This window comes from Enterobacter sp. 120016 (genome assembly GCF_018383635.1).
Classification (GTDB): Bacteria; Pseudomonadota; Gammaproteobacteria; order Enterobacterales; family Enterobacteriaceae; genus Enterobacter; species Enterobacter asburiae_D.
The window spans coordinates 24,780-50,695 of record NZ_JAHAWC010000023.1 but is presented as its reverse complement, the minus strand read 5'-3'; the positions used below and the strand labels follow the sequence as shown (position 1 = coordinate 50,695).

Sequence of the window (25,916 nt, the reverse complement as noted above, 5' to 3'; positions counted from 1 at the left end):
GCGCCGTCCATCTGCGCAGCACCGGTGATCATGTTTTTAACATAGTCGGCGTGGCCTGGGCAGTCTACGTGTGCGTAGTGGCGAGTCGGGGTGTCGTACTCAACGTGAGAGGTGTTGATGGTGATACCACGAGCTTTTTCTTCTGGCGCGTTATCGATCTGGTCGAATGCGCGAGCAGAACCACCGTAGGTTTTTGCCAGAACGGTAGTGATTGCAGCGGTCAGCGTTGTTTTACCATGGTCAACGTGGCCGATAGTACCGACGTTAACGTGCGGTTTTGTACGTTCAAACTTTTCTTTAGACATCGATTGTCCCTCTAAGACACGGATAAATCGGTGATATCACCACATCAACCAGGCGAAATGCCTGAATTGTTGAATACAGTAAAATTGAAACAGAGAGAAACGGGAAGGAGAAGTGAAGTGGTGCTGATACCCAGAGTCGAACTGGGGACCTCACCCTTACCAAGGGTGCGCTCTACCAACTGAGCCATATCAGCACGTATTGGAGCGGGCAGCGGGAATCGAACCCGCATCATCAGCTTGGAAGGCTGAGGTAATAGCCATTATACGATGCCCGCATCCTGAAACTCGGCTACCCAGTTCTTTCTGTAACAAAAAAAGAGATTTCTCTCTTTTTCAGTTTGAGCTGGCTAATTTTTCCAACCAGCTCCGGCGGCATTTACGCTGCCAGAAAGTGGTGGTGGGGGAAGGATTCGAACCTTCGAAGTCTGTGACGGCAGATTTACAGTCTGCTCCCTTTGGCCGCTCGGGAACCCCACCGGACTTGATGGTGCCGACTACCGGAATCGAACTGGTGACCTACTGATTACAAGTCAGTTGCTCTACCTACTGAGCTAAGTCGGCATCAAGTAGCGCGCATTCTATGGATACCTGCGCGGTCATGCAACTAAAAATTTGCATAAAACGTTCTTTCGCTCACATTTTATGCTAAGAGCGTATCGGACGCTGTAAAAGTAGTCATTTGAGGTCAAATATTCAACATATCAGCGTGATTTGCACCGTATTCACCGTAGCGTGACGGCTTCCGCGTTACGCAGCGCTTTCCATCTTTTTTCTTATTATTCCTGTCATCTGGTGTTAACCTCCTGCCCATTGTCCAAAATTAACTGTGTGATGAGCCATGATCCGGCAGTGTGATGCTGGCTCACTGAAGCATGCTTATGAGCAAAAAAGAGCAAACGTTAATGACGCCTTATCTTCACTTTAACCGCAGCCAGTGGGCTGCCCTGCGTGATTCCGTCCCTATGACGCTGACGGAAGGTGAAATCGCACGGTTAAAAGGGATAAACGAAGATCTGTCCCTGGAAGAGGTGGCAGAAATTTATCTCCCCCTCTCTCGCTTGCTTAACTTCTATATCAGCTCGAACCTGCGCCGTCAGGCCGTGCTGGAGCAGTTTCTCGGGACGAACGGTCAACGCATTCCTTATATCATTAGTATTGCAGGCAGCGTGGCCGTGGGTAAAAGTACCACCGCGCGTGTCCTGCAGGCGCTGTTGAGCCGCTGGCCGGAACACCGCAGCGTGGAGCTGATCACCACCGACGGCTTCCTGCACCCGAACGAGGTGTTAAAAGAACGCGGGCTGATGAAGAAGAAGGGCTTCCCGCTTTCTTATGATATGCACCGTCTGGTGAAATTCGTTTCCGACCTTAAATCTGGTGCCCCAAACGTCACCGCGCCAGTCTATTCACACCTGATCTACGATCGCATCCCGGGTGGGGATAAAACGGTGGTCCAGCCGGACATTCTGATTCTGGAAGGTCTGAACGTGCTGCAAAGCGGGATGGACTATCCTCACGACCCGCATCACGTATTCGTCTCGGATTTCGTCGATTTCTCTATTTATGTCGATGCGCCGGAAGACCTGCTGCAAAACTGGTACATCAACCGCTTCCTGAAGTTCCGCGAAGGGGCGTTCACTGACCCGGATTCCTATTTCCACCACTATGCTCAGCTTTCTGAAGAAGAAGCAGTCAACGTGGCCACGGGGCTGTGGAACGAGATCAACTACGTGAACCTCAAAGAAAACATCCTGCCGACGCGCGAGCGAGCGAGCCTGATCCTCACCAAAAGCGAGAAGCACGCCGTCGACCAGATTCGCCTGCGGAAATAATCGAGCAGACATAAAAAAACCGGCCTAGCGCCGGTTTTTTTCGTTATGCCTGTGGCTTCTCGCCATTTTCATCCTGATCGACCGCGAAGCAGGCAACCAGCTGGCCGCCATAATCCTTCAGCTGCGGCTGGAGCTGGGTGCACGGGCCAAAGCGGCGACTGCAGCGGGCGTTGAATGCGCATCCCGGAGGTGGATTCAGCGGACTTGGCAGTTCACCCGTCAGCTTAATACGCTCACGACGATCGTCCGGATTCAGACGCGGCGTCGCGGACAGCAGCGCCTGGGTATACGGGTGACGAGGGTTATTAAAGATCTGGTCTTTGGTCCCCTTCTCCACGCAGCGCCCCAGGTACATCACCATCACTTCATCAGCAATGTGCTCCACCACCGACAGGTCGTGGGAGATGAACACGTAAGACAGCCCCAGCTCCTGCTGGAGATCCATCATCAGGTTCAGCACCTGCGCACGCACGGATACGTCGAGCGCGGAGACCGGCTCATCGGCAATCACCACGTCCGGATCGAGCATCAGCCCGCGCGCAATAGCGATACGCTGACGCTGGCCGCCGGAGAACATGTGCGGATAGCGGTCGTAATGCTCGGTTTTGAGGCCGACCTTCGCCATCATCGCCAGCGCTTTTTCGCGGCGCTGCTCCTTGCTCAGATTACTGTTGATCAGCAGCGGCTCTTCCAGAATCTGCCCGACTTTTTTACGCGGGTTCAAAGAACCATACGGGTTCTGGAACACAATCTGGATTTTCTGGCGACGCAGCTTCTGCGCCTGCGGATCGTGCTTGAGCAGATCCTGCCCCTGATAATAGAGCTCTCCGCCGGTCGGCACTTCAATCATCGTCAGCAGACGGCCCAGCGTGGATTTACCGCAGCCTGACTCCCCTACCACCGCCAGTGTTTTACCGCGTTCGAGGTTAAAAGAGACGCCGTCCAGCGCTTTCACCAGGCGCTCAGGGGCAAATAGTCCCTTCTTCACCGGGTAGTATTTTTTCAGATCGATGGCCTGCAGCAGCGGTTGTTGCTTGGTGGCCTGTTGCGTACTCATAGTGTTGGCCTCCCGGCATCATCGAGTGGGTAGTGGCATTTCGACTGACGACCGTCAGCAAGCTGGTTCAGCTCTGGCTCTTCTGCCCGGCATTTGTCCGTCGCATACGGGCAGCGCGGATTGAGCAGACAGCCCTGCGGACGGTCATATTTACCCGGTACCACACCCGGCAGCGACGCCAGACGCGCTTTGTCCTGGGCAAACTCCGGCAGCGCGCGTAAAAGCGCCTGGGTATACGGGTGACGCGGCGCGCGGAAAATATCGTGTGAATTTCCGGTTTCGACCACCTGACCGGCATACATCACGATAATTTTGTGCGCGGCTTCGGCCACCAGCGCCAGATCGTGCGTAATCAGCACCAGCGCCATATTCTCTTTCTGCTGCAGCTCCAGCAGCAGCTCGATGATTTGCGCCTGAATGGTCACATCCAGCGCCGTCGTCGGTTCATCCGCAATCAGCAGTTTTGGTCGACAGGCAATCGCCATCGCGATCATCACGCGCTGGCTCATCCCACCGGAGAGCTGGTGCGGGTAAACGTCCAGACGCGATGCCGGGTCAGGAATACCCACCTGGTTCAGCAGATCGATTGCGCGCTGACGACGGGTTTTCTTATTCCCGCCCTGGTGCACCTTAATCGCTTCCATAATCTGGAAACCGACGGTGTAGCAGGGGTTCAGGCTGGTCATGGGATCCTGGAAAATCATCGCAACTTCGGCGCCCACCAGCTGGCGGCGCTGTTTCTCAGAAATGCGCTTCAGGTCCTGACCGTTGAACTGCAGGTTTTCCGCCATCACGCGGCCCGGGTAATCAATCAGCCCCATGATCGCCAGTGAGCTCACTGACTTACCGGAACCGGACTCCCCAACAATGCCAACCACTTCGCCCTGATTTACGCTGTAGCTGATGCGGTCCACGGCGCGAAACGGGGTGCCTTCGTCGCCGAAGTGCACCGATAATTTATCTACATTTAATAACGCCATCTCGTGCCTCTTACTGCTTCAGTTTGGGATCAAGCGCATCACGCAGGCCATCACCCATCAGGTTAAATGCCAGCACCGTCAGCAGGATTGCCAGACCCGGGAAGGTGACAACCCACCAGGCACTTTGTGCGAACTGCAACACGTCGGAGAGCATGGTGCCCCACTCCGGTGTTGGCGGCTGCGCACCCATGCCCAGGAAGCCAAGAGCGGCCATATCAAGAATGGCGTTAGAGAAACCGAGCGACGCCTGAACAATCAGCGGCGCAAGGCAGTTAGGGAAGATATTAACGAACATCTGGCGCATCGCACCGGCACCCGCCACGCGAGACGCGGTGACGTAATCGCGGTTCACTTCCACCAGCACCGCTGCACGGGTTAAACGCACGTAGTGAGGTAGCGCCACGAAGGTCAACGCCAGCGCGGCGTTACCAATCGACGGGCCGAAGATCGCCACCAGCACCAGCGCCAGCAGCAGACTTGGCAGGGCCAGCATAATATCGACGACACGCATGATGATGTTATCAACGATGCCGCCGAAGTAACCGGCAACCAGGCCGAGGACGACGCCCATGATCAGCGACAGCACAACAACGAGACAGCCGACCAGCAGCGACAGGCGCGCGCCGTACATCAGACGCGACAGCACGTCGCGGCCCACGTCATCGGTACCCAGCAGGTGCGTCAGGCTACCGCCGTCCTGCCACGCAGGCGGCGCGAGCAGCGCATCGCGGAACTGGTCCGCCGGGTTATACGGTGCGAGGAAGTTCGCAAACACCGCAATCAGGATCATGATTACGACATACACCAGCCCTACCACCGCGCCTTTATTGCGCTTGAAGTAGTGCCAGAATTCCTGCAGCGGCGTCATCGGAACCGGTGCAGCGACCACTTTATTTTGAGTGACTTGTGACATGATGGTCCCTTACTTCTTATGACGAATACGCGGGTTCACCACGCCGTACAGCAAATCGACCAGCAGGTTGACGAGGATAATCATCGTCGCGACCAGCAGTACACCGCCCTGCACAACCGGATAGTCACGGCGTTGCAGCGCATCAATCAGCCAGCGTCCAAGGCCCGGCCAGGAGAAGATGGTTTCGGTCAGGATCGCCCCCGCCAGCAACGTCCCCACCTGGAGACCGATAACGGTCACCACCGGCAGCATGGCATTACGCAGCGCGTGAACGATGATGACGCGCATACGCGTCAGGCCCTTGGCGCGTGCGGTGCGGATATAATCTTCACCCAGCACTTCCAGCATCGATGAACGGGTCATACGCACGATCACCGCCAGAGGAATGGTGCCCAGCACCATGGCAGGCAGGATCATGTGCGCCACGGCATCAATGAAGTTACCCTCTTCGCCCCAGATAGCCGTATCAATCAGCATAAAGCCGGTGAGCGGGTTGCTATCATCCAGGAAGACCATATCGCTGACGCGCCCTGAGACCGGGGTTAGGTTCCATTGCACGGAGACCAGCATGATCAGCATCATGCCCCACCAGAAGATAGGCATGGAGTAGCCGGTCAGCGCCAGGCCAACGGCGGTATGGTCAAAAATAGAGCCACGCTTGACGGCAGCCAGTACCCCGACGGGAATACCCACCGCGGTGGCGAAAATCATGGCGCAGACGCCAAGCTCCAGTGTCGCTTTAAAACGCGGCACGAACTCGTCCCACACCGGAAGACGACTTTTCAGCGAAATCCCTAAATCACCGTGCAACACGCCCCAGATATAGTGGAGGTACTGCTGCCACATCGGCTTATCGAGACCGAGTTCCGCCAGCAGCTGTGCATGGCGCTCAGGGGAAATACCACGCTCGCCCGCCATAATCATTACCGGGTCGCCGGGGATCATATGGACGAAGGCAAAAGTGAGAAGGGTGATACCGATAAACGTGGGGATAACAAGTCCCAGACGTCGGAGGATGAACTGCAACATAACCCGGATTCTCTCTGATGACGCACGACCAGTGGCGTGACGTCTGTATTGCTCACAAATGTAAATTCCCTCTCCCTCTGGGAGAGGGTTAGGGTGAGGGGATGCATGCACGCCACTCACCCCTGCCCTCTCCCGGAGGGAGAGGGAGAACACCCTACTTATTATTCAACAGATACGTTTTCGAAGTGGTGTTTGCCCAGTGGATCAACCACGTAGCCCTTCACTTCTTTACGCACTGGCTCGTACACGGTGGAGTGAGCAACAATCAGCGCTGGAGCCTGATCGTGCATAACAACCTGAGCCTGCTTGTACAGTTCAATACGTTTGTTGTGATCGTCGGTCGCACGCGCCGGCTGGATCAGGTCTTCAAACGGCTTGTAGCACCAGCGAGAGTAGTTAGAACCGTCTTTCGCCGCCGCGCAGCTGAACAGGGTAGCGAAGAAGTTGTCCGGATCCCCGTTGTCGCCGGTCCAGCCCATCATTACCGCCTGGTGCTCACCCGCTTTGGCGCGCTTCAGGTACTCGCCCCACTCGTAGGTCACAATCTTGGCCTGAACGCCAACCTTAGCCCAGTCAGCCTGAACCATTTCCGCCATACGGCGTGCGTTCGGGTTGTACGGACGCTGTACCGGCATCGCCCACAGCTCAACGGTGAAGCCTTTGTCCTGGCCCGCTTCTTTCAGCAGCGCTTTCGCTTTCTCAGGATCGTAGCTGTAGTCTTTAACGTCGTCGTTATAGCCCCACATGGTTGGTGGGATCAGGTTTTTGGCAGCAACGCCAGCGCCCTGGTAAACGGCCTTGATGATCGCTTCTTTGTTCACCGCATAGGTCAACGCCTGACGCACCTTCACGTCATCAAACGGTTTCTTCTCGGTGTTGAAGGAGAGATAGCCCACGTTCAGGCCAGCCTGCTCCAGCAGGTTGATGTTCTTGTCCTGCTTCATGCGGGCGATATCAGCCGGGTTCGGGTACGGCATCACCTGGCATTCGTTTTTCTGCAGTTTTGCATAACGCACTGACGCATCAGGCGTGATGGAGAAGACCAGACGGTCGATCTTCGGCTTGGTGCCCCAGAAGCCTTCGAAGGCTTTGTACAGGATGCGGGAGTCTTTCTGGTACTGCAGCAGCTGGAATGGACCGGTACCGATTGGGTTCAGGTCAACTTTTTCCGGCGTACCGGCTTTCAGCATGTTGTCCGCGTACTCTTTGGACAGAATTGAGGCGAAGTCCATGGCCAGGTCAGCCAGGAATGGCGCTTCCGGGCGAGTCAGCACGAACTGAACCGTTTTATCGTCCACTTTTTTCACTTCAGCAATCAGGTCAGGCAGACCCATCCCTTCGAAGTATTCATAGCTGCCGCCAGACACTTTGTGGTACGGGTTCTGAGCGTTTTTCTGACGGTCGAAGGAGAACACAACGTCGTCGGCGTTAAAGTCGCGCGTTGGTTTGAATTCTTTGCTGTCCTGCCACTTCACGCCCTGGCGCAGGTGGAAGGTATAGGTTTTGCCGTCTTCGCTGACGTCCCACTTCTCGGCCAGACCCGGAATCACTTCCGTGGTACCGGTTTTGAATTCAACCAGACGGTTATAGATCGGTACAGAGCTTGCGTCGTAAGTCGTACCAGAGGTAAAGAGCTGTGGGTTAAAGCCTTCCGGCGAGCCTTCAGAACAGTAAACCAGGGTTTTTGCCTGTACGCTTGCTGCCACGGTCATAGCCACCAGGCTCAGACCAAGCTTCAGCATCCCTGACTTCTTCAAGGAAATACTCATTATTCTGCTCCAATGTGATGTTTTGCTTTGTTGTGTTACGCCGCCAGACCTTTATTTATTTTTTACCCGGTCCGGTCGGTGATGCCCGAAGGCTTTAAAGGGATGGAGAATCCTTTCAGAAGAGCGTTTGAGTTGCAGCGCAGATCGTCCCTGAAATGCCCCTCATGCCCTACAATCTGTCAATAGAATGTGAAAACGTCAATACAGGTGACGGGGATTTACGCTGAGTGTGAGAAACCGCAAACAAAGATTAAAAAAACTATGTGTGCCAGTTTTCAGCAGGGAAATTTATGCTACTCGCCCTCTTGCAGCACAACTCTCTTCATATTTCGCAACAATCAGTGATTAACTTTTATTCAGAATGGGTAAATTTTCTTGCAGAACGGTGATTATCTGAGCACTAAATACCGCGAACGTTAAAACGCACAGCGAAAAATGCTGAGGTTATCCATAAGCAACGCGAAAAAAGATCAATCTATATATAAAAAAATACAATGGATTATGTCACAAAATCGTTAACAGGCAGGGAGAAGCAGGCCTAAGGGGCGTTTTGGATACTCTGACGGGATAAGGTCATAATGCAAAAAGGGCTAACCTTGCGGTTAGCCCTTTTCAGAATGTGGTCGGCGAGAGAGGATTCGAACCTCCGACCCACTGGTCCCAAACCAGTTGCGCTACCAAGCTGCGCTACTCGCCGAATGCGGAGCGCATCTTACTGCTGAGGTGCGCCCCCGTCAATCCCTTATTTTCAAAAAGACAATCAACTGGCGATATTCTCGCCAGAGCAGCTACTGCGCGGCTTTTGCGGTGTTATCAGGGAGTTTACACCAGTTGTTGTTTTCGTTAATCCCACCATTCGGTGAGGTATAGCCAAGACAGCCCATAATGGTGTCGTACAGCTCAACGTGACGACGCGGCACCTTCATCTCCGCCTCTTTCTTCAGCTGAGCAAACATCTTCGCCTTCTCCGGATTTTCAAGGTACTTATCCGACATCCACATGATCATCGGCACGCGGAACTGCTCCGGCGGTGCCAGCTTGCGCGGCGTACCGTGCAGATGCTCTTTCTCGTTGATGGATTCACCGTGGTCTGCCGCATAAATCACAATCGCTTTCTTATCTCGCAGCTGGTCAATCACCCGGCTCAGGAAGGTATCCACATACAGCACCGAGTTATCGTAGGCGTTGATCAGCTCCTGCTTGCTGCAGTCTTTATTAATGCCCACGCACTCAGGCTGCCACTTCGCGAAATCACGCGTGTAGCGCTGGTAATAGCTGTAATGCGATCCTTTGGTATGCAGAATAACCAGATGCTTGCCCTGTGGATGGTTCTTGAGGGACTCCGACATCTCTTCCAGCAGCAGCATGTCGTCGACGTTTTTACCGCGGTTACGCGGCTCGGCACCAATCTGTTCGCGGTAGGCGATGTTATCCGCCAGCGTGTTGGTGTAGAACCACATCTCACTTTGCATGGCGAACAGGTCAGAGCTAAACCCAAGCTGCTTCAGCACGGCAAACACGTTCTGCTCTTTCAGCGTACGTTGCGGGTTATCGCTTGCACCGCCTTCACGCACAAACATACAGCGCAGCGAGAGCTTGGTTGCGGTATCGCAGGAGTAGCCACGGTAGGCCACCAGGTTCTTTTCCTGCGCCAGCTTTGGCGTGGTGTCCCGGTCATAGCCGAGAATGCCCATATGATCCCAGCGCGTCGTTTCACCAATGACAAAGACGACGTAGGTATCATCAATCCCGTCGGCTGGCGGCTGGTAGGTGAATTTTTTCAGTGGATTGATCAGAGACTTCACATCACTGGATTCATCCGCCTGTGCCCAGGCATACAGACCTAACGCTGACAGCCAGTTAGACGGCAAATAGGAGTTTGCCACCACGCCGCCATAGCTTGGCATATCCACGCCCGTCGCTTTCTCGACGCGTTTTTGCTGCGTTTCCATCAGGCGGATAGGCGCCCATACCAGCAGACCGGCCAGCAGGACAACGACGATATTGCGGATCCGCTGCCCGCGCGTTCGCAGCTGGCGTAACAGCGTATAGCGGCAGGTATTGCTCCAGATAAAGAACAGCGGGATCAGGCAGGTTAAAATCGTCCAGACGATAAAGCCTTTCCCTACCACCTCTTTCGAGAGATCGATATCCGTGGTCATTACCGAGGCAACGATACCGTACCCAATAACCACGTTCATAAATGTCATGTAATAGCTTGCGGCGGCGGAAATAATCACCACCAGCGAGGCCAAAATTTGCCAGGTCCGGCGGCCAAAGAGAGAGAGCAGACGTAACAGGAAGAAAGTGGCCAGAACAGAGCCAAACACTTCAATCGCGGCGAAAATCCCATTGCTTACGGTGAGGTGTTCAAAATAGCCTTCCACTCTTCTGAACAGCACCGCGCCATTCAGAAACAAACCGATATAGACAGCCAGCATCAGACACAAACGTTGCTGGGTAAGAGACCTAATATATTTCATGCAAACAACCCTGGGGGAAGGGGTATAAAGACCCGTCGAATCTCATGGAGAAAGCAGACAGAGTAAGTAGGTGCGGGAGAAACCGTTATCAGAAACGTCTACAACCGCGATAAGTAGACCACAGCGGTAAAAAAAAGTGGCAGCAGAGAGTGTGATCGATGAAGATTTTTACAAAAAATCAGATCAAGAAGAAAAAAGGCCACGGATGCGACTCCGTAAAAAGGAGAAAGGGCCAGCGAACTGGCCCTTCGGGCTTACTCGTATATGACGCTAAAATTCACCGTCGCATTCGCCGTACCTACGGTAGCATCAGATTTAACAGGAACATAGCTGGCGATATAGTTCAGCTTGTTCGTACCATCAAACCAGACGGTGTGCTCCACGGGCGTGCTGTCCGTACTGGAGGGGAACTGCTGCACCCCGCCAGAACTTTTGATTTTCAATGCCACGCCGGTCGCTCCACCGCTATCCAGGGCAAAGAGCGATGGGTTGGTGGCGTCTGCCGCACCGTCCATCGTGACGTAAGCCTTCGTGGCATACGCACAATCTTTTAAGCCAATGCTGAAGCTTTTCTGGTTCAGCTCTTTACCCACTCTCACCGGGCGTGTCAGCACCACGGTATCCATATTCACATCAATATTGTCGCTTTCCAGCTCACAGGTAGCCGCCTTTATGGTGATAGTGAAGTGAATATCACCTGCTGAACCGATATTTACCGGGGCCGCCATCGCTGAGGCCGTAAGCAGCAAACACGCTGGCAAAAACGCATTAATGGTTTTCATCCTGCTTACTCCACATCAATACGCATGGTGGCAATCCCTTCGAACTCTCCCGCAGCCGGCAATTTACCGGTGGTACTTATCGGGTAGGCCGAAATGGTCGTTGAGGCGGTACGGTGCGTTTCATCAACCAAATTAGACACTTTCAGTTCCTGATTCGCATTAATGTCATTTGGAACCAATACTTTACCATTGTCACCTTTAATCACCGCACCAATATCGGGGTTACCCATATCAATCGCGTTCGTATCATTGGCGTTTGGCAGCCCCTCTATATGCATAAAGATCTTCACACCGTCGGAGATATTGGTGCATTTAAACTGCAGTTCCTGGGTGAATGTTCTGGCGTTCTTAGGAATTTGCCCTTTACGATCTTTGAAATCGCTGGCTTTAAACTCACCAAACGGTATTTCCAGCGTACTGCCGCTGGAAAGCTCGCAGCCCTGAGGGACGATAATGTGGCCGCTGAAAAATACCGATGACAACGGGGTTGCGCCATAAACCCCCTCTTTTCGGGTCCCAAACACATCCACAATCTTTGTCTCTGGGATAACCAGCTCACCAACGAAGGGGTGATGTATGTATAGGGAGAGCTTTCCCTTACTTCCGGTTGCCCAATTTGGATCAGTCCCATTCACATCACAACCCCCTCTGGAGGGGTTTTGGTTAGTTTTGTTGGAAAAAGGAACGGTAAAGTATTTTTGCGTATTACCTTCAATCCAAACATCAGCAGAAATCTGGATATTATCGTTGATCACATAGTAATCACGAGCGCCCTCGCTGTGGCCAAAGGGCAGAGGCGAGCTAGCCATAAACAAGCCCTCCACTAGATCATCCCCGGCAGGGCATTCACAGGTAGCTTTGTACTTTCCCCCCAGATCCCACGACCAAAAATCAGGGAAAACTACGCCTGAAGCGTTCTCAGACGTATCGGTAATTGTTTTATCCAGCACGGCAGAAAAGCTGTGCGTACCCCCATTCGGGGTACATGGCCCCCAGTCCGCCGCTGCCAGCGCCTGGCCGGAACACAGCACTGACCCGCCCAGCAGGCCAGCAAACATCATTAATTTTTTCAACATCATCGTATCCTTCCCTGTTACCGGCAGACGGCATTCGCCATTACTACGCCGGTATTATCCTGTTGTTCCGGGAGCGTAAACGCCACGCGGCATTGCTGTGCCTGGCCTTTACCCCAATTCACCTGCAGCGCGCCTTTCTCTGGCATCCCGCTGATATAGAGCTGTCCGTCTTCCCCGACGATGCTGCTGGACTCTTTTTTGCTGTCCAGAAGCGTGGCGGTAGCACCAAACGGTACCGCTTTGCCGTCGGCCTGCGTCAGGTTCATCAGCACGCGATAGCCCACGCGGGTATCAAAGCGGGCACGCACAATCGCGCCGCGCGTCGGCACCACGTTGACGGAGGCGGTATCCAGGTCAACCCGGTTGTTGAGGCTGTCGCTTCGCAGTGAGACTTCCGTCTCGCGGTACGGAGTGAGGTAAGGCACGACCGCGTTGCCCATCCAGTCCACTTCCACACCGCCGTTGTTAATAACGTGCGCACCGCGCGCGCCCGGCGCGGAGATAATCGCCATGGATTCGCCCAGCGGCTGAGAAAGCGTAATGCCTTCGCTGTGGGCAATCACGCCGCCGCGCAGACCGTAGTTCACCTGCTGACCGTCGCGGTTGTAGTTGTAACCCAGGCTACCGCTCCCCACGCCGCCCTGGTAATCCAGGTTCACGCTGCCGCTGTTACCCACGCCGTTGCTGCCGTAGCCTTCCTGCACGCTATAGTTCAGGTTGCGGTCTTCCAGCGCGGAACCGCTGACGCCCACTTGCTGGTTGGTGCGGCCATGCTGATCGGTCGTGAGGCGATAGTTACTCCACACGCGTCCCAATGGAATCGACAGGGAGAATGACAGCAGGCGATCGCTTTCATCCCACTCCGGGCTTTTCGTCCAGGTGTAGGCAATGCTGTAGTTCACCCGCCCAATACGGCCGTTATAACCGGCGTTCAGCGAGCGCTGTTTACCTTGATCGTTCCAGTAGTCCTGCTGCGTGACGTTAAAATAGACCGAGCCAAAAGTGCCCAGCTGCTGCGTCACGTTACCCTGAATCTGGCTACGCTTGTGGTACTGGCTATACGAGCTGTCCGCATCGCTGCGTACATCGGTTGCTTCCTGGAAGGTGTAATAGCCGCTGGTCGAATACTTGTAACCCAGCAGGCGGAAATCGGTACCGCTGTTAAAGCTCTTGGAGTAGAGGAAGCGGTAAGACTGACCTTCCGAGCTTTCATCGTTGGCCAGGCTGCTTTTCGCCTGCGTCACGTCGATGGAGACGGCACCGATGTAGCCGAAGTTTTTACCTAAACCGCCCGCCAGCGAGTAATAGTCGTCCGAGAAGATCGACCCGCCGTAAACGGTAAAGCCGTACGGCAGACCGTACATGGCATCCAATTGCCAGAACTTTGGCTCGGCGCTGCTATAGTTCCCGGCACGGTATTCCCCTGCGGAGAGGCTGTACTTAAGGTGGCCTTCACGCTGGAGGATCGCCACCGCGGAGAACGGCTGTACGAACTTCTGCTCGCTGCCATCGGCCTCTTTAATGGTGACCGTCAGGTCACCGCTGTTTGAGGTTGGGTACAGGTCATTAATTTCAAACGCACCCGGCTGAACAAACGTACGGTAGATAACGTAGTTGTTCTGCTCAACGGTCACTTCGGCGTTACTTTTGGCAATACCGCGGATGACCGGCGCAAACCCGCGCTGGCTGTCTGGCAGCATCTCTTCGTCGGAGCTTAATTGCGCACCGCGCATCTGAATGCTGTCAAAAATATCACCGGACGTTGAGGTATCCCCCAGCGTCAGCTGTGATTTCAGCGGCACAATGGCGCGGCTTAAGGATGTGCCGATGTTATCCCATTGGTTTTTGCCGTCGTTACGCGTCCAGGTGCTGTAGTTACGTAAGCGCCACGCGCCCAGGTTCATACCGCTGCGCAGGTTCAGATAGTAGCTGTCGCTGTTGTAGCTGGTGTCACCGTCGTGCGCGTCATAGCTGGCGTTGCTCCCGGAGAAGTTATAGTCCAGCAGCAGGGCATTTACCCCTTCATCCCACTGGGATTCCGGTACCGTACCGCGCGCCGTCTGCTTCATCGCGGCCTGCGGGAAGCTCATGATCAGCGTCTGGTTAGCAAAATCGAAATGGCTGGCAGCCTGAGGAATAATATCGTCAAAGGCCACGCACGCTTCAGGCGGTGCCATTTTCAGCGCCGGGAAGCTTTCAATGCGCACGCCCATGTCCTCAAGCTGCACGCGGCTTAAGCACGGCACCAGGGTTTCACCCATTTTAGCGCGCTGAGCCTCTGTCGCGGCCTTAAACTCCAGGGTGCGAGACTCCATTTTTTTATCGTTGACCATCACCGACACGCGGTATTTACCCGGCAGCTGTTCGGCTTTACTGGATTCATACATTGAAAGGTCAACGTGCTGGTCAATACCCGGCACATCTTCCAGAAAGCGCGGGTTAAATGTTCCCGCATACGCGGGGAGCGTGCCCGCAACCATCAGCGCAAGCGCGGACAGTGGGAAACGCGGGGTCTTATTGACCAGAGGAAGATGCGTCCATGGCATAGTAATAAACCTTCAAAACGTATTAATTAACGCGCTGTGTCAGCATGTCGCCAGCCGTACCGAAGTCATTAATAATGTTGTATTTGACTTCGTTTACCTTGCCGGTGCCGGCTGGCAGTTCAATATTCAACGAGCCTTTTGCTGGAACCATTCCCGCTTTTTCAATATCACGGCCGTTGGCATAAAATTTATTAAAAGTGAGGTTAAAGGCAGATGGGTTTTCCACTTTGATCTGGTTTGCCCCTGCGCTGGTAAACTTCAGTTTGCTCCAGCCGTCCATGCTGTTGCCTTTCAGGCCCGCCGGGCGATAAAACAGTTTTAAGCGGGTACGCACGGCAATTTGCAGCACGTTTTTACCTTCGGCATTTTCACTTTTGGCAGGAATGGCTTTCACGTTAACCCAGTACACGGACTCACGATCCTGCGGTAACGCATTGGACGTATTCACAATACGTAAGACGTTATTTTTCGTCGGGCTTAATTTAAATAAAGGTGGGGTGATGATAAACGGCGTCTTTTTATTACCGTTGGCATCATCAATCCATGACTGAATAAGGAATTCATCCGTGATGCTTTTGTTATTGACCGTCAGAGAAGCTTCCTTTCTGCTGCCGTCATAAATAACGCGCGTGCTGCTTAATGCCACGCCGCCTGCAAAACTGTTTTGTGAAATCAGCGCCAGCGCCAGTGCTGCGCAAGATATCAAACGTGAGCGGTTCATGCTTCTCTCCCTGAGACTCCGCTGGAAAAAATGGCAACGGGGTTTCCGTTGCCATTGTGATTGTCTTCTACTGACGAAAAGTCGATTATTCGTAGGACAGGTTGAAGTCGACTTCTGCGTTACCGTAACCGGTAGTTACAGTCGCGTTGGTCGCCACGTAGTTAGCGGTGTAGTACAGCACGGTCTGGCCAGCAGCCAGCGTGGTGGTGGATTTACCAGTGTTCATATCAACCAGTTTGTTAGCATTGTCGTAGATACCAATGCCCACGCCAGTTGCTGCACCCGCTTCAGTGCTAACAGAAACCAGTTTCGCGTCGTCTGCATCTGCAACGCCTGCAAAGCTCACGTTAACTTTGTTTTTAGTGGTGATGTCGCAGTCTTCCAGTTTGATCTGGAAAGGAGTGGAAACAGACTTGTCGCCAACCGCTTTGAAGACAGATTTCTTAACCTGACCCAAACGAACTTCCTGGTTCTGAGTGTCAGTAGAAATTACGCATGGCGCGTCAACGATTTCACCGGTGAATTTAACGGTGCCGTCACCAGATTCAGCCGCGAAAGCAGAAGTGGAAACTACAGCGAGAGCAGACAGTGCAAAAATAACCTTTTTCATTAAAAACTCCATTTATGACGGTAGATGACAGAACGCATCCTTAGGAATAACCTGCATTCTGTGAGGAAATGGAGTATATAGACGGGAATTTGGATTTTAAAATTAGAATAAGTAAAGCTGATTTTTAGCAAAAATTAAAACTAAGTAAATTCATAAAGATATAAGAGAGTCCGTATAAACCGCTCTTTTATTAGGAATAAACCAATATAATTTATATATTGTTTCCTGAAATCTATTAATCAATCAAATGAATCACCTTCTTTATTTAACGTTTCTCGGGTGACAATTAATTATGTATTTGTGCTAAATCAAAAAAAAGCGCCCGGTGGGCGCTTTTTGTCTGGCATATCATACGTTATGCATGTACTTCTTTGAATACTTCGCGCTGCGGCTGGCGAATAGTGGTCGACAGCGCCAGGGAAATAATCAGCAAGGCGAAGATGACGCAGAAGGTCACGTAGAACCCGCCGAACAGGGAAGCAATCAGCGAGCCGCAGATACTGCCAATCCCGAAGCCCAGATAGATCACGCCATAATTTTTCGCCAGATTGTTCAGGCCAAAGAACTCGCTCACCAGCGACGGGAAGACGGTAATGGTGCCGCCGAAGTTAAAGGCCACGCAGGCAATCGCCGCAAAGAAGGTGGCTTCATTCAGCGGAGCGAACAGCAGCGCCGCCATGCCGACCAGCGAAACCACCTGCCCAATCGTAATCACGCGGATGCGGGCAATTTTGTCAGACAGAATACCGAGCACCAGGCGACCGGAGAGGTTAGCAATGGAGATCACGGTCACCGCATTGGCCGCCGTGGCCACATCCAGCTTCACCATCCCCTGCGCGATGTCCTTCGCCACGCCGATCACATACAGACCGCTCATGCAGGCCGTCAGGAACATCACCGCCAGCATCCAGTACTGCGGTTTACGCATGGACTGCGCGAGGGTGAAGTCGTTCTCCACCACGCCGTTAACGGATTTGACCTCCTGCTGCGGCGCATCGGTCATCAGCGTGGCGCCGAACAGAATCATCACCAGCACGATTGCGCCCCAGATCATAAAGGTTTTTTCGAGGCCAACGGACGCCAGCAGGTGGGAGTCGATAAATTTGAACCCGAGGCTGCCCAGGCCATAGGAGCCGATGGCGAACGCGGAGATTAAGCCTTTACGCTCCGGGAACCACTTCACGCAGTTCGACAGGGTCAGCAGGTAACCTGCACCGTCCGCCAGACCCACCAGCACGCCGGCGCTCAGCCACAGCATCATCAGGTTGCTGGAATGCGCCGTCAGGAAAAAGCCCAGACCCAGCAGAATGCCGGACGCCATGGTCACACGCTTCACGCCAAAACGCTCCTGCAGCTTGCCCGCGATGGAAGACGAAATCGCCAGCCCCAGGCTCAGCAGACCAAAGGAGAACGCAACCTGGCTGACCGGTGCGCCGAGTTTGTCGGAAAGCGCGCTGTTAAACAGGCTCCAGGTATAGACCGACCCCAGCGCAAACTGGGTGACGATGGTGCCAAAGAGCGTGAGCCAGCGCGTGCGGTTATGAGTTGATGTGTTCATGGCAGTTGTCCTGCAAGAGAAATTAAGGAAGTTCGCTAAGGACAACGATAAACAAAACCTTAATACGCCTGGGGGAAAACGGCATGAAATGCAGGCGAAACGGAATGAAATGCCTGGAATCGGGAATGAATGGCCTGGCCCGGGAATAAAGCGACGACGTGTTAGTACCCGCTATCGCTGTAAAGCCCGTGGTTATTGTATTTGAGATGTTATCGTAACGTTTAAAAAAGTAACAACTCTAGAAATTCGCGCTGACGCCGAGGGTGTATAAAAACTCCTCACCGGTGGTGGTGTGCTCCCCCTGAGCCAGCGACGCATAGGCCGCTACGTGCGTATTGAATGGAATATCCGTTCCCACGGTGACGTCCATCCAGCTACCGTTTTGGGCAGGGGCTGGCGTTTGCGGCATGCCAAACTGCGATTTCCACTGGTTTTCACCAAACTGCTGGTTATAGCTGATCTGCGCCCAGGGACGAAGATCGCCGTACTGGGTATTCACGCGCCACCCCAGCGTGCTAACGCTGGCATGCCACAGCGGGTCGGTGAGTGCCTGCGTCGACGCGCTATCACCGAACTCGTTGATCATCATGGGAGCCGTACCGTCGTACCGCCACGCCACTACCGGGCCGGTAGTGATATGCGCTGAAACCGGAAAATTCCAGCCCACGCTCATCGCCCCCTCCGTCGTGCTGCCAGACGGTATATTCAGGGCAAGACCTGGCGCGTTTTGCGAAGACTGAATACGCTCAGCCAGAATATCCTCATAACGCGGTTGGTGATCCGCGTCCCATGTATAGCGTTCCGCCGTATTATTTTGGGCGTCTGAAACGATATATTCCTGTTGCCAGGCAGACGCTGTATTACAAAAAAACAGGCAGGCTGAAATTCCCACCAGGCCAGAAGCAGCATGGCGACCACTGATTTTTTTTATCATCATCAACGCGACCCCAGAGAGAGCCGAATTCGGCGATATTTGTCGTTATTCAGGAAGAGCTTATAGCCCTGTATTAACTATTGTCTTTATAGTAAACACGTCAAGCCAGTCAGAAAGAAAATTTGCGAAATCAGTATCAATAAGGGAGATGACGGATGGAACGTTGCGGTTGGGTAAGCCAGGATCAGCTTTATATCGACTATCACGATCGGGAATGGGGCGTGCCGGAAACGGATGGCAAAAAACTCTTTGAGATGATCTGCCTGGAGGGCCAGCAGGCGGGGTTGTCATGGATTACGGTACTGAAGAAACGCGAAAATTACCGCAACGCCTTCCACCAGTTCGATCCTGTCGCCGTCGCCGCCATGACCGACGAGGACGTGGAACGCCTGGTGCAGGATGCCGGCATCATCCGCCATCGCGGTAAAATCCAGGCCATCATCGGTAACGCACGCGCTTACCTGGCGATGGAACAAAACGGCGAATCGTTCTCAGATTTTGTCTGGACGTTTGTGGACAACGATCCGCAGGTCACCCAGGCCGCCACGCTCGCGGAAATTCCGGCCTCTACCCCGGCCTCGGATGCGCTCTCGAAGGCGCTGAAAAAACGCGGCTTTAAGTTTGTCGGCTCCACCATCTGCTACGCCTTTATGCAGGCCTGTGGCCTGGTCAATGACCACGTTACCGGCTGCTTCTGTCATCCGGGAGGCCATCATGATCCGCAAATGGCAAAGTGAGAATACCGCGGCGCTTCTGAGCCTGTGGCTTGAAAGCACCACGGAAGCGCATCCGTTTATCGAGCCGGGTTACTGGAAAGAGAATGAAGCCATGGTGCGGGACGTTTACCTGCCGTCGGCGGAAACCTGGGTCTGGGAACAGGACGGCGAACCCTGCGGATTTATCAGCGTGATGCAGTCTCAGTTTGTCGGCGCGCTGTTTGTCGCACCGTCATCCATCGGGAAAGGCATCGGGGGCGCGCTGCTGAACCATGTTCAACAGCGCTTCCCGCACTTAACGCTGGAGGTGTACCAGAAAAATGTCCGGGCGGTGAATTTCTACCATGCTCAGGGCTTTCGCATTGAAGACAGCGCCTGGCAGGATGACACTCAGCACCCGACGTGGATCATGAGCTGGCAGGCGGATCAAACGCCGTTAAGGTAAGCGCGGGTCCCTGATATTTCTCGACCCAGGCCAGGGCCGTATTCCCTGCGCAACCGTTCCCCAGCTTCGAGCTGGGGAGATCTTTGGTCAGCACGTTAACCGCCCCGTTTTTACAGATACCGCCTTGGGCGGGCTCAAGGTCGGGCCATGCGCCCTGATGAATGCAGATCACGCCCGGTTTAATCCCGTCGCTCACCACCGCCCCTGCCAGTACCTGCCCGCGCGAGTTCCAGACGCGCACCACGTCGCCGTCCGCGATCCCGCGGGCTTTCGCATCGAGGGGATTCAGGGTGATCGGCTCTCGCCCGGCGACCGCATACTGCTCGCGCAGGGACGTATAGTTAAGCTGACTGTGCAGACGGTGCGCGGGATGCGCTGACAATACCTGCAGCTGTTCCGGCTGGGCGTTGCCGTGCCACTCGTCCGGCTCAAGCCACATAGGGTGTGGCGGGCAGTCGGCATAGCCAAAGCTGGCGATGCGCTCGCTGTGGATCACGATCTTTCCGCTCTCGGTTTTCAGCGGGTGGTTCTCCGGGTCGCGGCGGAAATCGGCAAAACGGACAAACTTCGCGTTCTGTTCGCTCTCCGGCATCTCGACGATCTGGTTCGCCTCCCAGAACTCAGCAAAGGGCGGAAGCGTCACGCCCTGCGCCGCGCCGCGCTGTCCGGCAATCTGGTAGAAGGTCTCCAGCCATTGCAGATCGCTTTTCCCTTCGGTAAAACGCTCGCGACCGCCCGCTTCCCACAGCTCGCTCAGTTCCGCAAACACGTCAAAATCATCACGCGCCTCATCGCGCGGGGCGACAACGCGCTTCATCGGGACCATATGCTGGTTGCTGTAGTCGCCGGTCATGGTGAGATCGTTACGCTCAAACGAGGTGGTCGCCGGCAGCACAATATCTGCATGCTTAGCCGAGCCGGTCCAGAAGCACTCGGAGATCACCACCAGCTCCGGCTTTTGCCAGGCGCGGATCAGGCGGTTGGTATCCTGATGGTGCGTGAAGTTCGACCCGCCCGCCCACCAGACAAATTTAATATCCGGGAAGTGGCGGTCCAGACCGTTGTGCTGATAAAAACCGCCGGGGTTTTCCAGAGCTTCTACGATCCGCGCCACCGGGATTTTATCCACGGCATCCGTGCCGCCCTGCACCGAACCTTGCAGAGACGCCAGCACCGCCGCTTTACGCGTTGGGTTACCGCCGTTCGCAAAGTGATAGGAGAGACCAAAACCCCCGCCCGGCGTGCCGATCTGCCCAAGCATTGCGGCAAGCGTCACCAGCATCCAGTGTTTTTGCTCGCCAAACTGCTGACGCTGCATTCCCCAGCCGGACATTAACATGGTGGTGTTTTCATGGAACAACGCCGCCAGTTCGCGGATTTTCTGCGCTGGAACGCCGCAAATATCTGCCGCCCACTCTGCCGTTTTCGCTACCCCATCGGAGTGGCCCGTCAGGTAGTCGGCGAATTTATCGAAGCCGGTGGTACAGCGCGTCAGGAATTCGACGTCGTGCCAGCCGTTTTCAACCAGCGTATGGGCGATACCCAGCATCATCGCCACGTCGGTGCCCATATGCGGGGCAATCCACTCGGCGCTGTCGCCGAAGAAATCCATGGTTTCTGAGCGCATTGGGTCAATGCAGATGATGCGCTTGCCGCTTTTGCGCAGCGCGTCGAAATACCCAATGCCCTGCTCGTCGCTGGCATTCCAGGCAATCTTCAGCGTATTTAGAGGGTTAGCGCTCCAGAGCACCACCACGTCGGTATGCGCCAGCACCAGCGGCCAGCTGGTCTGCTGCTGGTACACTTCGTTCCCGCCCACGACGTACGGCATGATCGCCTGCGCCGCGCCGGTGGAGTAATCCCCCAGATGACCGGTATAGCCTCCCGCCAGGCTCATATAGCGCTGCAGCAGCGTCGAAGCCTTATGCAGCACGCCGTTAGAACGCCAGCCGTAGGATCCGGCGAAAATGGACGACGGACCGTAGCTGTCGCGAATGCGCCTGTGCTGGGCGTGGATCAGCGCCAGCGCGTCATCCCAGCTCACACGAACAAACTCATCCTGACCGCGAATACCCTGAGGCTTGTCCGGCGAGGCCAGAAAACCTTTACGCACCATCGGCCAGCGCACGCGCGTTTTGCTATGCACCTGATCGCGAACGACGGTCTGTAACGAGTTGGGATGTTGTGTTGGCAGTGCCCCGCGGGACGACAGGACATTTTCGCCATCGGTTTCGACCAGCATCGGCCCCCAGTGGGCGGCGGTCAGAATGGTTTTCGTTGAGGTGCTCAAGCGTGCGCTCCTGGTTGCGTGCAGGTTTTACGGCCTTCTTGCTGAGGCAGTTTATGGTTTGTCACAAATTTCAGAGTTATACCCGGAATTTTCTCCGTATCCGGACGTCATAATCAACTGCCACGCTCGCCGTGGCAAAGAATAAAAAGGATTAAGGAAAGAAGATGAAAAAACGCGTACTCGTTATTGCCGCTCTGGTGAGCGGTGCACTGGCTGTTTCTGGCTGCACAACCAACCCTTACACCGGTGAGCGCGAAGCGGGTAAATCCGGCATTGGCGCGGGTATCGGTTCGCTGGTCGGCGCAGGCGTTGGGGCGCTCTCCTCCTCTAAGAAAGATCGCGGCAAAGGCGCGCTGATTGGCGCTGCGGCGGGAGCAGCACTGGGCGGCGGCGTGGGCTATTACATGGACGTGCAGGAAGCGAAGCTGCGCGACAAAATGAAGGGAACCGGCGTGAGCGTAACGCGCAGCGGCGATAACATCATCCTGAACATGCCGAACAACGTGACCTTCGACAGCAGCAGCGCGACGCTGAAACCCGCGGGCGCGAACACCCTGACCGGCGTGGCGATGGTGCTGAAAGAGTACAACAAGACCGCCGTGAACGTGATGGGCTACACCGACAGCACCGGCAGCCAGGATCTGAACATGCGTCTGTCCCAGCAGCGCGCCGACGCCGTGGCCAGCTCGCTGATTACCCAGGGTGTTGAAGCGAACCGCATCCGCACCAGCGGCATGGGCCCAGCCAACCCTATCGCCAGCAACAGCACGGCGGAAGGCAAAGCGCAGAACCGCCGCGTTGAGATTACGTTAAGTCCAATTCAATAATCGCATTTCCCCCTCTCCCTGTGGGAGAGGGTTGGGTTGAGGGCACCAGACCGCAATCTCCGGTAAGCGCAGCGCCACCGGGCAAATTACTTGATTCGCCAGATTTTCCCGCTAAGGTATTCTCACTAAATTCAGGGAAATCAGCGATGAGCAAACCAGCCCGGGCCACCATCAGCGACGTGGCGAAAGCCGCCAAAACCGGTAAAACCAGCATTTCGCGCTACCTCAACGGCGAGAAACACCTGTTGTCCGACGCATTGCTGGCGCGTATTGAACAAGCCATTGCCGATCTCGACTACCGTCCAAGCCTCATGGCGCGCGGGCTCAAACGCGGTCGCACCCGCCTTATCGGGCTTATCATCGCCGATATCACCAACCCCTATTCCGTTAACGTGCTCAGCGGTATTGAAGCCGCCTGTCGCGAGAAGGGTTTCACGCCGCTGGTCTGTAATACCAACAACGAAGTCGACCAGGAGCTACACTACCTCGATCTGCTGCGCAGCTATCAGGTCGAAGGAATTGTGGTTAACGCCGTGGGCATGCGGGAAGAGGGTTTAAACCGCCTGCAGCAGTCCTCCCTGCCCATGGTCCTCATCGACCGTAAAATTCCGGAATTTGCCTGCGATGTGGTCGGTCTGGATAACACCCAGGCCGCCACCACCGCCACCGAGCACCTGATCGAACAGGGCTTCGAGGCCATTCTGTTTCTGAGTGAACCGTTAGGGATGGTCAACACCCGTCGCGAGCGCCTGGGCGCATTTCGCGCCACGCTGGAGCGATATCCCGGCGTGATCGCCGAAAATGCCGAAACGCCGCTTCACGAAGCCGACCAGCTCGACAATACCCTGCGCCAGTTCCACACGCGCCATCGCGGGATGCGCAAAGCCGTTATCTCCGCCAACGGGGCGCTGACGCTTCAGGTCGCCCGCTCGCTCAAGCGCATTGGCCTGCACTGGGGCAGCGATATCGGTCTGCTGGGGTTTGATGAACTGGAGTGGGCAGAGCTGGCGGGCGTCGGCATTACGACCCTCAAACAGCCCACCTGGCAGATTGGCTATGCTGCTGTTGAACAAGTGGTTCGACGCATTGAAGGCACCAGCGATGCCGTTCGCGAGCAGGTCTTCTCCGGCGAGCTGATCGTTCGCGGCTCCACCGCGCGTTAATTTTCCCTTGTGATACCGATCATAAATTCGACATCCTGACCTTTTCTTTGGAACCGGTTCCATCTAGCGTAATAGTATTGATATGTTGCGATGGAGTCCGAAGATGGGCAGGAAAATTATGGTGGTCACCGCCGCGTACGGTGCGGAACAGGTGCGACAGGCAGGCGGTCAACGGGCGATGCTTCCCGTTATTGCAGGCGCAGGGGCAGATGGCGTAGAGATCCGCCGGGAACTGTTCAGCAGTGAAGAGCTTCTGGCGCTGCCTGCGCTGGGAGAATCCATTGAGCTGCTCGGCCTGCTGGCGTGCTACTCCGCCCCCGCCGCCCTGTTTATGCCCGACGGCACCCTCAACCCGGACCTGACCCGCTATCTCTCTGAGGCCAGCACCCTGAACGCCCTGTGGCTGAAGGTTTCCCTGGGCCATTTCCGCGACGCGCAGCCTCTCGACGCCCTGCGTAGCCTGCTGAACGCAAGCGGCATGGCGCTGGTCGTAGAGAACGATCAGACCGACTGCGGTCAGCTCGCGCCCATGCAGCGCTTCCAGGCCGCCTGCCGGGAAATGGCGCTCCCCGTCACGCTGACCTTCGACATGGGCAACTGGCTGTGGGTTGGCGATTCGCCTGAAGAGGCCGCACGTCATCTGGCCCCTGCGGTGAGCTATATCCACGTTAAAGCCGCCGTGCCGCATAAAGATAACTTCCGCGCCGTGGCACCGGACCACGCCGATGCGCGCTGGCTGGATCTGCTCGGCCAGCTGCCTGCCGATGCCCCGCGCGGTATCGAATTCCCGCTGGAAGGGACGGATTTAACCGCCGTTACCCGCCATTACGTCAACCTGCTGCGCGAGGAGTAAATCATGCACAAGACGCTGGATGTCATCACGATCGGCGAAGCCATGGCGATGTTTGTCGCCACTGAAACGGGCGAACTGAGCGCGGTAGAGCACTTTATCAAGCGCGTGGCAGGCGCAGAGCTGAACGTCGCGACCGGACTGGCGCGTCTCGGCCTGAACGTCGGCTGGGTCAGCCGCGTGGGGGACGACAGCTTTGGCCATTTCGTCCTCGACTCGCTGAAAAAAGAGGGTATTGATGCCGCAGGCGTCACCCTTGATGGACGCTTCCCTACCGGCTTTCAGCTTAAATCTAAGGTCGAAAATGGAACCGATCCCATCGTGGAGTATTTCCGTAAGGGATCGGCCGCAAGCCACCTCTCTGTAGCGGATTTCCACGCCGACTATTTCGCCTCCGCGCGCCACCTGCACCTGAGCGGCGTGGCGGCGGCACTGTCTGCCAGCTCGTATGAGCTGCTGGAACATGCGGCAGCCACTCTCAAAGCCCAGGGAAAAACGATCTCTTTCGATCCGAACCTGCGCCCGGTGCTGTGGAAAAGCGAAGCGGAAATGGTCGAGAAGCTCAACCGTCTGGCATTCAGAGCGGACTGGGTTCTGCCGGGCCTGAAAGAAGGGATGATCCTGACCGGTGAAAGCACGCCGGAAGGCATTGCCGATTTCTACCTGAATAAAGGGGTAAAAGCGGTAGTGCTGAAGACCGGTGCCGATGGCGCATGGTTTAAGACGGCCAACGGCGAACAGGGCGCGGTCGCGGCGGTGAAGGTTGAGAACGTTGTCGACACCGTCGGCGCGGGCGACGGTTTTGCCGTGGGCGTGATTAGCGCCCTGCTGGAAGGCAAAACGCTGCCGCAGGCCGTCGCGCGGGGCAACAAGATTGGCTCGCTGGCCATTCAGGTGCAGGGCGACAGCGAAGGATTACCAACGCGAGCAGAGCTCGGCGTTTAAATTCCCTCTCCCCGTGGGAGAGGGTCAGGGTGAGGGCAGCAAGCCGCACCAAATAATTAAGCCACCGTGTACCCTACAGACAACGGCG

Annotated in this window: 22 protein-coding genes and 5 tRNA genes; 7 read left to right on the top strand and 20 right to left on the bottom strand. The window is 55.3% G+C overall.

Annotated elements, in window-relative coordinates:
• The 5 genes from KIF87_RS21475 to KIF87_RS21455 form a co-directional block, all read right to left on the bottom strand.
• A partial coding sequence (locus KIF87_RS21475; protein ID WP_004386159.1) for a GTP-binding protein occupies positions 1-305 on the bottom strand: 305 nt, incomplete at its 3' end.
• Positions 306-423: 118 nt separating this feature from the next.
• Positions 424-499 (bottom strand) — tRNA-Thr (locus KIF87_RS21470).
• Positions 500-505: 6 nt separating this feature from the next.
• Positions 506-580, bottom strand: a tRNA-Gly gene (locus tag KIF87_RS21465).
• 117 nt (positions 581-697) lie between these two features.
• A tRNA-Tyr gene (locus tag KIF87_RS21460) sits at positions 698-782 on the bottom strand.
• An 8-nt stretch (positions 783-790) separates the two neighbouring features.
• Positions 791-866, bottom strand: a tRNA-Thr gene (locus KIF87_RS21455).
• A gap of 317 nt (positions 867-1,183) precedes the next feature.
• On the opposite strand from KIF87_RS21455, the gene coaA reads away from it, so the two are divergent.
• Positions 1,184-2,134 (top strand): type I pantothenate kinase, encoded by a 951-nt coding sequence (coaA, locus tag KIF87_RS21450; protein WP_213330626.1) that lies wholly within the window; start codon positions 1,184-1,186, stop codon positions 2,132-2,134.
• A gap of 43 nt (positions 2,135-2,177) precedes the next feature.
• On the opposite strand, the gene dppF is transcribed toward coaA, so the two are convergent.
• The 14 genes from dppF to KIF87_RS21380 form a co-directional block, all read right to left on the bottom strand.
• Positions 2,178-3,191: a dipeptide ABC transporter ATP-binding subunit DppF gene (dppF, locus tag KIF87_RS21445; protein WP_048980121.1), complete on the bottom strand. Its 1,014-nt coding sequence runs from the start codon at positions 3,189-3,191 to the stop codon at positions 2,178-2,180.
• Positions 3,188-4,171, bottom strand: coding sequence for a dipeptide ABC transporter ATP-binding protein (gene dppD, locus KIF87_RS21440; RefSeq protein ID WP_008502772.1), 984 nt, complete (start codon positions 4,169-4,171; stop codon positions 3,188-3,190). Before dppD ends, dppF begins: the two co-directional genes overlap by 4 nt.
• Before the next feature lie 10 nt (positions 4,172-4,181).
• Positions 4,182-5,084, bottom strand: a complete 903-nt coding sequence (dppC, locus tag KIF87_RS21435; RefSeq protein ID WP_213330624.1) for a dipeptide ABC transporter permease DppC — start codon at positions 5,082-5,084, stop codon at positions 4,182-4,184.
• A gap of 9 nt (positions 5,085-5,093) precedes the next feature.
• Positions 5,094-6,113, bottom strand: a complete 1,020-nt coding sequence (gene dppB, locus KIF87_RS21430) for a dipeptide ABC transporter permease DppB (protein ID WP_213330622.1) — start codon at positions 6,111-6,113, stop codon at positions 5,094-5,096.
• Between the two features lie 161 nt (positions 6,114-6,274).
• The gene (gene dppA, locus KIF87_RS21425; RefSeq protein ID WP_213330620.1) at positions 6,275-7,882 is read right to left on the bottom strand and encodes a dipeptide ABC transporter periplasmic-binding protein DppA; all 1,608 of its coding nucleotides are present in this window, start codon (positions 7,880-7,882) and stop codon (positions 6,275-6,277) included.
• 620 nt (positions 7,883-8,502) lie between these two features.
• Positions 8,503-8,579 (bottom strand) — tRNA-Pro (locus KIF87_RS21420).
• A 91-nt stretch (positions 8,580-8,670) separates the two neighbouring features.
• Entirely contained in the window at positions 8,671-10,365 is a 1,695-nt protein-coding gene (eptB, locus tag KIF87_RS21415; protein WP_213330618.1) for a kdo(2)-lipid A phosphoethanolamine 7''-transferase, read from the bottom strand.
• 254 nt (positions 10,366-10,619) lie between these two features.
• Positions 10,620-11,147, bottom strand: a complete 528-nt coding sequence (gene lpfE / locus KIF87_RS21410; protein WP_213330615.1) for a long polar fimbrial protein LpfE — start codon at positions 11,145-11,147, stop codon at positions 10,620-10,622.
• Positions 11,148-11,152: 5 nt separating this feature from the next.
• A complete protein-coding gene (lpfD, locus tag KIF87_RS21405) occupies positions 11,153-12,223 on the bottom strand; it encodes a long polar fimbrial protein LpfD (RefSeq protein ID WP_213330628.1) in 1,071 nt (356 codons plus the stop codon).
• Between the two features lie 17 nt (positions 12,224-12,240).
• Positions 12,241-14,769 (bottom strand): outer membrane usher protein LpfC, encoded by a 2,529-nt coding sequence (gene lpfC, locus KIF87_RS21400; protein ID WP_213330613.1) that lies wholly within the window; start codon positions 14,767-14,769, stop codon positions 12,241-12,243.
• Between the two features lie 22 nt (positions 14,770-14,791).
• A complete protein-coding gene (gene lpfB / locus KIF87_RS21395; protein ID WP_213330611.1) occupies positions 14,792-15,490 on the bottom strand; it encodes a long polar fimbrial biogenesis chaperone LpfB in 699 nt (232 codons plus the stop codon).
• Positions 15,491-15,575: 85 nt separating this feature from the next.
• Complete coding sequence (lpfA, locus tag KIF87_RS21390) at positions 15,576-16,100, bottom strand: long polar fimbrial major subunit LpfA (protein WP_213330609.1); 525 nt, start codon at positions 16,098-16,100, stop codon at positions 15,576-15,578.
• A 355-nt stretch (positions 16,101-16,455) separates the two neighbouring features.
• A complete protein-coding gene (locus tag KIF87_RS21385) occupies positions 16,456-17,658 on the bottom strand; it encodes an L-lactate MFS transporter (protein ID WP_213330607.1) in 1,203 nt (400 codons plus the stop codon).
• Positions 17,659-17,896: 238 nt separating this feature from the next.
• Complete coding sequence (locus KIF87_RS21380) at positions 17,897-18,595, bottom strand: autotransporter domain-containing protein (protein ID WP_213330605.1); 699 nt, start codon at positions 18,593-18,595, stop codon at positions 17,897-17,899.
• Between the two features lie 152 nt (positions 18,596-18,747).
• Between KIF87_RS21380 and tag the strand changes: the two genes are divergently transcribed.
• A complete protein-coding gene (gene tag / locus KIF87_RS21375; protein WP_213330603.1) occupies positions 18,748-19,329 on the top strand; it encodes a DNA-3-methyladenine glycosylase I in 582 nt (193 codons plus the stop codon).
• The gene (locus tag KIF87_RS21370) at positions 19,307-19,753 is read left to right on the top strand and encodes an N-acetyltransferase (RefSeq protein ID WP_213330601.1); all 447 of its coding nucleotides are present in this window, start codon (positions 19,307-19,309) and stop codon (positions 19,751-19,753) included. Before tag ends, KIF87_RS21370 begins: the two co-directional genes overlap by 23 nt.
• Here KIF87_RS21370 and KIF87_RS21365 read toward each other — a convergent pair.
• A complete protein-coding gene (locus KIF87_RS21365; RefSeq protein WP_249665996.1) occupies positions 19,716-21,995 on the bottom strand; it encodes a molybdopterin guanine dinucleotide-containing S/N-oxide reductase in 2,280 nt (759 codons plus the stop codon). The two genes, KIF87_RS21370 and KIF87_RS21365, sit on opposite strands and share 38 nt — an antisense overlap.
• Positions 21,996-22,207: 212 nt before the next feature.
• Between KIF87_RS21365 and KIF87_RS21360 the strand changes: the two genes are divergently transcribed.
• The 4 genes from KIF87_RS21360 (at position 22,208) to KIF87_RS21345 (ending at position 25,828) form a co-directional block, all read left to right on the top strand.
• The gene (locus tag KIF87_RS21360) at positions 22,208-22,870 is read left to right on the top strand and encodes an OmpA family lipoprotein (RefSeq protein ID WP_024909080.1); all 663 of its coding nucleotides are present in this window, start codon (positions 22,208-22,210) and stop codon (positions 22,868-22,870) included.
• Between the two features lie 146 nt (positions 22,871-23,016).
• Entirely contained in the window at positions 23,017-24,033 is a 1,017-nt protein-coding gene (locus KIF87_RS21355) for a LacI family DNA-binding transcriptional regulator (RefSeq protein WP_194401703.1), read from the top strand.
• Between the two features lie 103 nt (positions 24,034-24,136).
• Positions 24,137-24,886: a sugar phosphate isomerase/epimerase family protein gene (locus tag KIF87_RS21350; RefSeq protein WP_038417725.1), complete on the top strand. Its 750-nt coding sequence runs from the start codon at positions 24,137-24,139 to the stop codon at positions 24,884-24,886.
• Positions 24,887-24,889: 3 nt separating this feature from the next.
• On the top strand, positions 24,890-25,828 hold the full coding sequence (locus KIF87_RS21345; RefSeq protein ID WP_213330597.1) for a sugar kinase: 939 nt from the start codon (positions 24,890-24,892) through the stop codon (positions 25,826-25,828).
• Positions 25,829-25,916 lie beyond the last annotated feature (88 nt).